The sequence below is a fragment of the Mucilaginibacter sp. genome, assembly GCF_036383575.1.
Taxonomy (GTDB): Bacteria; Bacteroidota; Bacteroidia; order Sphingobacteriales; family Sphingobacteriaceae; genus Mucilaginibacter.
Genome location: NZ_DASVOB010000300.1, coordinates 1 through 9,433 on the forward strand (window position 1 = coordinate 1; position 9,433 = coordinate 9,433).

6 protein-coding genes are annotated in these 9,433 nt (G+C 44.2%); 3 read left to right on the forward strand and 3 right to left on the reverse strand.

Translation table 11 applies throughout. The features are described 5' to 3' along the window. On the forward strand, positions 1–3,871 hold a 3,871-nt coding region (locus VF500_RS10405; RefSeq protein ID WP_330859609.1), incomplete at its 5' end, for an FG-GAP-like repeat-containing protein. An 82-nt stretch (positions 3,872–3,953) separates the two neighbouring features. On the opposite strand, the gene VF500_RS10410 is transcribed toward VF500_RS10405, so the two are convergent. Continuing rightward, positions 3,954–4,835 carry a LysR substrate-binding domain-containing protein gene (locus tag VF500_RS10410; RefSeq protein ID WP_330859610.1) on the reverse strand — a complete coding sequence of 294 codons (882 nt, stop codon included), beginning with the start codon at positions 4,833–4,835 and terminating at the stop codon, positions 3,954–3,956. A gap of 143 nt (positions 4,836–4,978) precedes the next feature. On the opposite strand from VF500_RS10410, the gene VF500_RS10415 reads away from it, so the two are divergent. Further along, positions 4,979–6,217, forward strand: coding sequence for an MFS transporter (locus VF500_RS10415; RefSeq protein ID WP_330859611.1), 1,239 nt, complete (start codon positions 4,979–4,981; stop codon positions 6,215–6,217). 192 nt (positions 6,218–6,409) lie between these two features. Here the strand turns inward: VF500_RS10415 and VF500_RS10420 are convergent, their stop codons facing one another. Next, complete coding sequence (locus tag VF500_RS10420; protein WP_330859612.1) at positions 6,410–6,784, reverse strand: hypothetical protein; 375 nt, start codon at positions 6,782–6,784, stop codon at positions 6,410–6,412. A gap of 69 nt (positions 6,785–6,853) precedes the next feature. Continuing rightward, positions 6,854–7,816: an isopenicillin N synthase family dioxygenase gene (locus VF500_RS10425; protein ID WP_330859613.1), complete on the reverse strand. Its 963-nt coding sequence runs from the start codon at positions 7,814–7,816 to the stop codon at positions 6,854–6,856. Between the two features lie 204 nt (positions 7,817–8,020). On the opposite strand from VF500_RS10425, the gene VF500_RS10430 reads away from it, so the two are divergent. Beyond that, positions 8,021–9,433: DUF6600 domain-containing protein (locus VF500_RS10430; RefSeq protein WP_330859614.1), on the forward strand; the 1,413-nt coding region annotated here is incomplete at its 3' end.

Sequence of the window (9,433 nt, forward strand, 5' to 3'; positions counted from 1 at the left end):
ACTGTTCGCAGCCTATGCAGCTATAAAAAACAAGAATAGGGTATCAGTAAAAAAACTGGTAAACGGCAAATGGGAGCTTGTTGGCGTGAATGGGTTTAGTAACACGGGGGCTACTAATGTTACCATGGCGCTAACTGCCGATGGCATGCCTTATGTAGCGTACCAGGATTCAACCGCAGGGAGCGCCGCGGTGGTGCAGCAGTTTAAAAACGGGGCGTGGACAGTAGTTAGCCCAGCGGGGCTTTCAAAAGGCGCGGCCAATTATATTAATATGGCTATGGCGCCGGATGGCACGCCGTACATTACTTTTTGCGATGCCGGCGACAAAGACAAACCCGTAGTGAAAAAATTGAGCGGAGGCAACTGGACAAGCGTGGGCCCTACCAATCTCCCGGAAAATAAAGCGACTTATACCAGCATTGCCATATCCAAAAACGGCACACCCTATCTCACATACTCTGATTATAATATGGGATCAAAGCTAATTGTGAAAATTTTCACCAATGGGCAGTGGACAAACGTGGGTTCAAGTAACATATCTATCCAGGCATCAAGCAACGTAATTTTGAAAGTGGCCAAAACAGGCGTGCCTTACGTGGCCTTTAATGATGCATTTAATAATGGTAAAGCATCTGTCAAACAATATGTGTCGGGCAACTGGCAATATACGGGAACCCCAACCATATCACAGTCGGGCATTTTTTCGGCAAACCTGGATATGGACCTGGCACCAGACGGAACACCGTATGTGATTTACAGGGACTCGAGCCAATCCTCATGCGTGGTTAAAAAATATAATGGCACGGCCTGGGTAAATTTAGGAAGTAATATTGCCCCATATGGAGGTACCGATTTCAAAATAACAATCGCGCCAGACGGCACGCCCTATATAGCTTATGCCGATAATCAATATGGAGGTTTTATATCGGTACAAAAGTTCAGCAACGGGGGCTGGGTGTATGTTGGGAAGGCCGCGTTTTCTGCAAATAATGTGACTAACGTTAATATCGCCATTGATAAAAACAATGTACCCTATGTTGCTTATTTAGATATTTTATCTAATAAACCCAATGCCAAACGCTTTAACGGCACCTCCTGGGCAACCGTTGGAACCGAAAACTTTATCCAGGATGCCATACGGGATATTAACCTATTAATAGGCCCGGATGGTACACCTTATATGGCATTTTATGATATCACCACGGAAGAAATTGTTGTTGACGTATTTACCAATAATAGCTGGCAGGCTTTTGGCGGCCCTACCGGATCGTATAAGCAGGCCAACACACCCAAATTACTGTTTAACCCGGGCGGGCAAATGTACCTTGCATTTTTACAGTATAATTCGTTAAACAGCTATACCGACGGACAATTGCTTAAATTAAGTAAGGGTGAATGGGTTGACGCCGGAAGCAATGGGATGATACCATATTCAGGAACCAATCATTCTATAGCTTTTGCGCCCAATGGTGATCCGGTGTATGCCTATACAAATGGCCTCATCTACGTACGTACCAGAACCGCCGACAACCTGGCAGCCCCCCCGGTAGTTAACACAATATTACCCAGCCTGGGTAGTGTTGGCACAGTAATAACTATTACCGGTTATAACTTTAGCAACGCCTCATCGGTGAAAATCGGCACCAGCAATGCGGCATCGTTTACAGTAGTTTCGCCAACAACAATTACCGCAACAGTTGGTACCGGAGCCACCGGCCCGATCACTGTAACCACACCAAACGGTACTGCCGCGTTTAACCAGTTTACATATACTACACCGCAACCGGTTATCAACTCTTTTTCTCCTCTTTTTGGCAATGTTAATTCAATAGTAACCATCAAAGGCGAAAACTTTAGCACAACCGCTGCCAACAATTTAGTTTACTTCGGCGCTGTAACAGCTACGGTAATTACCTCCACTAATAGCACCCTCACCGTGAAAGTGCCTGAAGGAGCTACTGCCGGGCCACTCACTGTAACCGTAAACCAGTTAACCGCATATGCGTCAGGGGGTTTTAATGTTACCTTTAAATCGCAAAACACGTTTACCCCAGCTACATTTGCTGTTAAACAGGATATCGGTAGTGTAACCCAGGCATCATGGGTAAGCGTTAAAGATATGGATAACGATGGCAAGCCTGATGTAATAGTTAACGGCGGCGGTACAGCGGTTTTAAGCAATACCAGTACAAAAAACGCGCTGTCTTTCAAAAACAATTTTAATGAAAACCGGGGCGGTGAATATATAACCACCGGCGATTTGGATGGAGACGGCAAAGCCGACCTGGTGACCGCTAATGGGGTATCCGTCCAAACCTATAAAAACAGCAGTACACCGGGCAATACTTCATTTCTTGCCTATGGGCAAGTTATACAACCAGCCGACTACGCCCTTGAAGCCTCAGTGGGTGATATTGATGGTGACGGACGGCCTGATCTTTTATCTTTCGGCAACAACGGTGCTAATATATCTTTATTCCGAAACGGAGGCACTGTAAAAAACTATACTTTTTTTGAAGACGCTGTGACACTTCCTAATGTTAGCTATCCGCTGGGTGTTAAGCTATCTGATATTGACGGCGACGGCAAACCCGATATAGTAGTTGTATTGCCAGGCTTTGTAAATTCAGATAACTATGGCTATATCTCAGTTTTCAAAAACACAAGTACTATCGGGAGGATCTCTTTTACTCAGGTGACATTCCCAACCGTGTTATACGCCGGCAAAAACTCACACAGGCCCGTTATAATGGATATTGATAATGATGGCAAACCCGAGATTATTGTGCCAAACACCAAATCAAACACCATATCGATTTTTAAAAACACCAGTACCAAAGATAATATCAGCTACGCTAAAGGGGTTGAATTTGCAACCGGCACAAGCCCCACGTCAATTGCTGTTGCGGATTTGGATGGCGATAGTTTGCCCGATATTGCGGTTGCAAATCTTAGCAGCACCATATCGGTATTAAAAAATACAAGCACAGCAAGCGCTATTAACCTTGCCACTAAAGTTGATTATAAAACCAATTACCAGCCAGGCGTTATTGCCGCCGCCGACCTTGACGGCGATCAGGCTCCTGAATTAATTGTATCAAATTATCTTGGCAACAATGCTACAATATTTAAAAATAACATTATCCAGTTTAACCTACCCACTACTAACTTTACCATATCCATGGTTAGCGCTACCTGTAAAGGCAGCGCTAACGGCTCAATTAATATCCGCGCGGCCCAAGCCTTCAGCTATACCGCCGCGCTTACCGGACCCAGTTTAAATAAAACATTGCCATTTACCACCGAAGGAGCATTTAATAACCTGCCCGCCGGCACCTACAATTTGTGCATTACCATGGCCGAGCAAGGCAATTATAAGCAATGCTATGACTTAGTGATTACGGAGCCTAAAGATCTGGCGGTATATTCAACCGTGAACACGGAGGAGAAAACAGTAAATCTGGTGCTTACAGGTGGAGCTGTATATAATATCAGCCTTAATGGTACTAACTATACCACGAATAATAGCAGTATCAACTTGCAGCTTAACGCCGGCAACAATAAACTAAGTGTAACTACCGATAAAGAATGCCAGGGCATAGTACAAAAAATAATAAATCTGTCGGGCATTATCAGTCCATATCCTGTGCCCTTCCAAAATACGCTTAATATAAATATTGGCCTTACCCTGGTAAACAACGTATCTGTACAACTATATGCCGTAAGCGATGGGCGTCCTGTGTATAACAAACAATTCAATAACCGATCAGGGGTATTACAACTGGATGTTACAGATTTTAAAACCGGGGTTTATTCGCTGCACCTAACGCTGGATGGTAATGAAAATGTCTTTAAAGTAATTAAGCAATGAGATAAAATTATTGCTACCAAGCAGCATTGCAACAAATAAATTCCGTATAAACCCGGGAATGTATATTATTATGAATATGTTATTACTCACTCTCCATCACCCGCATCAATTCCTCAATAAATAAAATAGCCGCACGTTTACGGTAAACACCTTTTTGCCACAGGATATACGATTGCCGTTTGATATCTTTTGATTCGATGGGGATAGCGGTTACTTTATTCCAGCCGATGATGGCTTTTTCGTTCAGGATAGTTGCCCAATGGCCGTTTTCAACCAGGGCCAGCAATGAATGTACGTCGTTCAGTTCTATTTTGATGTTGGGTACTATCTTTTTACGGTTGAACAGATCATTAATAAAATCGCGCGAACTGAACCCTTTTCCCGGCAGGATGAGGTCAAGCTTAGCAAGCTCTTCCGGGCTTACTTTTTTGAGTTGGGCCAATGGATTGTTTTTAGAAACTACCATTACCACGCTCGAACTGAACAATTCCTGCATTTCCAGGTCTTCGTCGTCACTTTCATTATGAAAAGCAAGGATCATGTCCAGCTCGGCCAGTCGTAGTTTTTTTTCCAGCTCCTCCGGGCTCCCATAAGTAATAAAGATCTTGATGCCCGGATATTTGGTACTGAACGGCGCCAATGCCGGCAACAACAAAGAAGTAAAAGCGTATGAAACGCCAAGGTTCAGCTCGCCGGTGGTGGCGTTTTGCAACTCGCTGATGGCTTGTTTACTCCGCTGTACATCATTAAGGATTTTGCGGGCATGGGTTAAAAATATATGCCCGGCTTCGGTTATACGCACGTGCTTGCCTATCCTGTCGAACAGGAGCATACCCAGTTCCTCTTCCAGCTGTTTGATCTGTTGTGATAGTGTGCTTTGTGTAATGAACACAGCCGCTGCCGCCTCGGTAAAGTTCATGGTTTCGGCAGCTTTAACAAAGTACTGTAATTGACGTAATTCCATAATCAATCGTTTTTACCTATCAATTCTATTAAAACAATCTATTTTACAAATGTATCAATATGGGCGATATTTGCATCATAAAACAATTCAATAGTCTTGCATTAAGTACTCCCCTGAATTTGCTTTTGTTATGAATTGAACAAATGAATGTCTTTCGCTCTTTAAAGTACCGTAATTTTAAGCTGTTTTTTTACGGTCAGTCAATATCCCTCATTGGCACATGGATGCAAAAAACAGCAGTAAGCTGGCTGGTTTACCGCCTTACAGGTTCGGCCCTGTTATTAGGAATTGTAAGTTTTGTGAGCCTGATCCCCTCCCTGATATTGGCCCCATATGCTGGCAGTATTGTTGACAGGCATAACCGTTACCGCATTTTGGTTATCACCCAGGTGGTATCCATGCTGCAGGCCGGAGCCTTTGCTTTCATGATCTTTTTCAAGATCTATAATATCCCCGCAATCATTGGCTTAAGCCTGTTGCAGGGCATTGTAAATGCCTTTGATGTTACCTGCCGCCAATCATTAATGGTGGATATGGTTGATGACAAAGCCGATCTGCCTAATGCCATCGCCCTAAACTCAACCATGACCAATCTTGCCCGTATTGCGGGCCCAGCCATTGCAGGCATAGTACTGAGCGCTTTTGGTGAGGACGTTTGTTTCTTTGGTAACTTTTTGAGCTACATCCCGGTGCTTGCCTGTTTATTCATGATGAAACTGGATACCATAGTGCCCATTCGTTCAGAAAAAAGCATCTGGACAGAATTGCAGGAAGGTTTCAAATATGTATCAGGCGACAGCGACTTAAGCAGCATGATCCTGATGCTTACCGCAAGCAGCTTGTTCGTTATACCTTTTAATACTTTGATGCCCATTTTTGCGAAAGATATTTTTAATGGCGATGCCAAAACTTTCAGCTGGTTTGAGAGCGCTGCAGGTTTAGGTTCGGTGATCAGCGCGGTGTATTTGGCCAACTTAAAAACCAATAAAAACCTGGTGAAGATCATGTCTATAGCCAGCCTTATCTTCGGCACCAGTGTATTGATGGTAGCTTATGCAGGCAAACTGCCTTTTGCTTTAACATTCATGGTATTTACCGGCGTTGGGATGATGGCGCAAACATCGGCCATTAATACCTACATCCAAACACATGCTATTCCAGCCATGAGGGCAAGGGCTATCAGCTATTACGTTATGGCTTACCAGGGCATGATCCCCGTAGGCAGTTTGATGGCCGGTTGGTTAGCCAATGAACTTGGCCCGCGTAAAGCTGTTTGTATTGAGGGCATTATCGGAGTACTGGCAACTGCTTTATTTGTATTGTATAAAAGAAGGCAGGCAGCCGGTGAAAGCGTTGATAGCAAAGCGGTACTGGCAAAGTAAATTTATTTCATCTACCTATATTAAATGTGAAAGCCCTTTCCGTTTGGAGAGGGCTTTGTTGTAGAATCCAGACTTACGAAGTTTTAAAAACTTCGTAAGTCTTCAGCTGCTTTATTAATTTAACTTATAGCCTTAAAATCGCCCCCCAATTAGCGTTACTTGCAGAAGCCCCGCAAAAACAGGAGCTTTCCCCTATTTAAGCCATAACTCAATTTTCTTTTCATCTCTTGCAAACGTAATCCAATCCAAAGAATCTTCAGACGGAACACATGCTTTCAGATCTAATCCCCGGGCGTACCTGCTAAGCGCTTTCGGGCCGAAATTTATAGTCATTTCATATTCCCCTTGCCCATCCGCACCGATCCAGGCTTTCGTTATAATTTTACGGGTGCCATTAACGCTTTTAGCCGTCAATTGCTCTTCAACAAATGGCATTACTACCCCATCGCACCAAAAAAATTTAATTTCCTCATCCTCAAAGTTTTTGAATACCCTGGATAAATGATATTCAAGGTAAACGCAAAAATCTTTATTAAATGGGTAGTGGGATTTGTCTTCGGGCATCATTGGGAAAGATATTATAGAAAAGCCCTCTCAAAACTGAAAGGGCTTTTGTTGTTATAAACATGTTTTTGCTTACATCTTTAAACCAATCTCTCTCAAACGCTCATCCAAATACTCACCAGCGGTAATATCGGTGTATAATTTAGGGTGCTGGTCATCAATGCACGAATCAAGGCTGGTCAAATCCATATCTGATTTGGGATGCAGGAAAAACGGCACAGAAAAACGGGAGAACTTCATCAGCTCGCGCGGAGGGTTCACTACGCGGTGAGTGGTTGATTTTAATTTATTGTTGGTTAAACGCTGCAACATATCGCCCACGTTAACTACCAGATCTTCACCATATGCCTTAACCGGGAACCAGCTGTTATCGCGGGTTAACAGTTCAAGCCCGTCGGCACTGGCGCCTATTAATAAGGTGATCAGGTTGATATCCTCATGTGCACCGGCACGTACCGCGTCATCAGGAACCGAATCGGGATCCAGTATCGGGAAGTAGTGCAGGTTACGCAGGATAGAGTTTCCGTTGTGCACTTTATCATCAAAATAGGTTTCCGGCAGTTCCAGGTAAACGGCTATGGCGCGCAGCAAATATTTACCGGCAGCTTCCAGCTTTTTGTAAACCTCGATGGTGGTTGGGTTAAATTCGGGCAGTTCGTTAACTGTTACGTTATCCGGATACTGGGCTTTCAGCGCATCATCGTCTGTTACAGTTTGGCCAATCTGCCAAAACTCTTTCAGGTCGGGAGTTTTAAAGCCTTTAGCAGTTTCTTTGCCTTTACCAGTATAACCACGCTGACCAGCCAAGCCCGGAATTTCATATTGCTGTTTTACAGCATCGGGCAATGCAAACAGGGTCTTAACCTGTTCGTAAAGTTTATCTATCAGCTCTTTACTTAAACCGTGATTAGTAATGGTAACAAAGCCGGTTTCGTTAAAAGCTTTGCCGATATCGTTCGAAAATTGTTTGCGTTCGTCGGCAGTGCCGTTTATATAGGTATTCAGATCCAGACGTGGAATATTTACTGTGCTCATAGTTGTAGTTTATAAAACAAGTAGCAAAATTATTTAATTTTTAAGCGTAGTACACAAGATAGCAATAAAATTTTATCCCTATAATTACACAGGTTGAGTTTGAATAAACACGTTAAAACAATTTTTGCTTTAAACGTTTTATACTTCTGCCTGTCATATATTTAGCAACAACAATATAACAGGCTTTTTTTAAACACTATTATTATGAAATTCATCAATAAAATATGCGGCATCAGCTTAATAGCATTTTTGATAATGCTTGCCGCACCAAACATGAGTAAAGCCCAGGAAGGAGGCTACGTATCCGACCAGGAGTTTTACGACGAACTTGATCCGTACGGCACCTGGGTTAACGACCCTCAATACGGTAACGTGTGGATCCCCGATGCAGAAGACAATTTCAGACCATACGCAACCCGCGGTCACTGGGTTGTTACCGACTATGGTAATACCTGGGTATCTGATTACTCATGGGGCTGGGCACCATTTCACTACGGCAGGTGGCGTTATGACGATTATTATGGCTGGGAATGGATCCCGGGGCATGAATGGGCACCGGCTTGGGTAAGCTGGAGGCATGGCGGCGGCTATTATGGTTGGGCGCCTTTACAACCAGGCATTAGCATCAGCATATCTTTTGGTAATAGCTATCGCGTACCTGATAATTACTGGGTTTGCGCACCACAGGCTTATATCAACAGACCAAACATTTACAACTATTATGTACCACAAACCCGCGTGGTAAATGTAATTAACCGTACTACTATTATTAACAACACTTATGTTAATAACAACCGCACTTATATAACCGGCCCGAGAATTAATGAGATCAGGCAGGTTACCAACAACCGTAATGTGCGTGTTTACAACATCACTAATGTTAACAGGCCAAACGGCGGAGGCAGGGTAGTCAATAATACCGTGAATATCTATCGCCCTGAAATAAGGAGAGCGCCAGATGCAAGGCCTGCAAGGGTAGTAAATGCGGCGGCTTATCGTCAACAAAACCCAAATGATGGCATAGCTAACAGGCAGGCCGGTAATGCGAGTATCAACCGTAACAACGCCGCCCGTTTAAGGGAAGTAGCGCGTAATGAAAAACCTGACAACAAAGTAGTACAGGTTAATCATGCAGGCCCGGCTGCACGGCCAAACCCTGCAAACGGAGCCCGTTCTGATCAACCGAATGCAAGGCCTGGAGATAACCAATCTCAGCGTCAGCAACAGGCGCAACAACGCCAACAGCAGCAACAAGCGCAAAGGCAACAGCAGTCAGATCAAACCCAGCGCTCACAACAACAGGCGCAACGTCAGCAGCAGGAACAACAACGCCAGCAGCAGCAAGCTCAAAGACAGCAACAGCAGCGCCCTCAGAACCAACCTGACCAGCAAGCACAACGTCAGCAGCAAGCACAGCAACGCCAGCAACAGCAACAAGCCCAAAAGCAACAGCAGGATCAGCAACGCCAGCAACAGCAACAAGCCCAAAGGCAACAGCAGGATCAGCAACGTCAGCAACAACAGCAAGCCCAAAGGCAACAGCAGGAACAACAACGTCAGCAACAACAGCAAGCCCAAAGGCAACAGCAGGAACAACAACGTCAGCAACAACAGCAA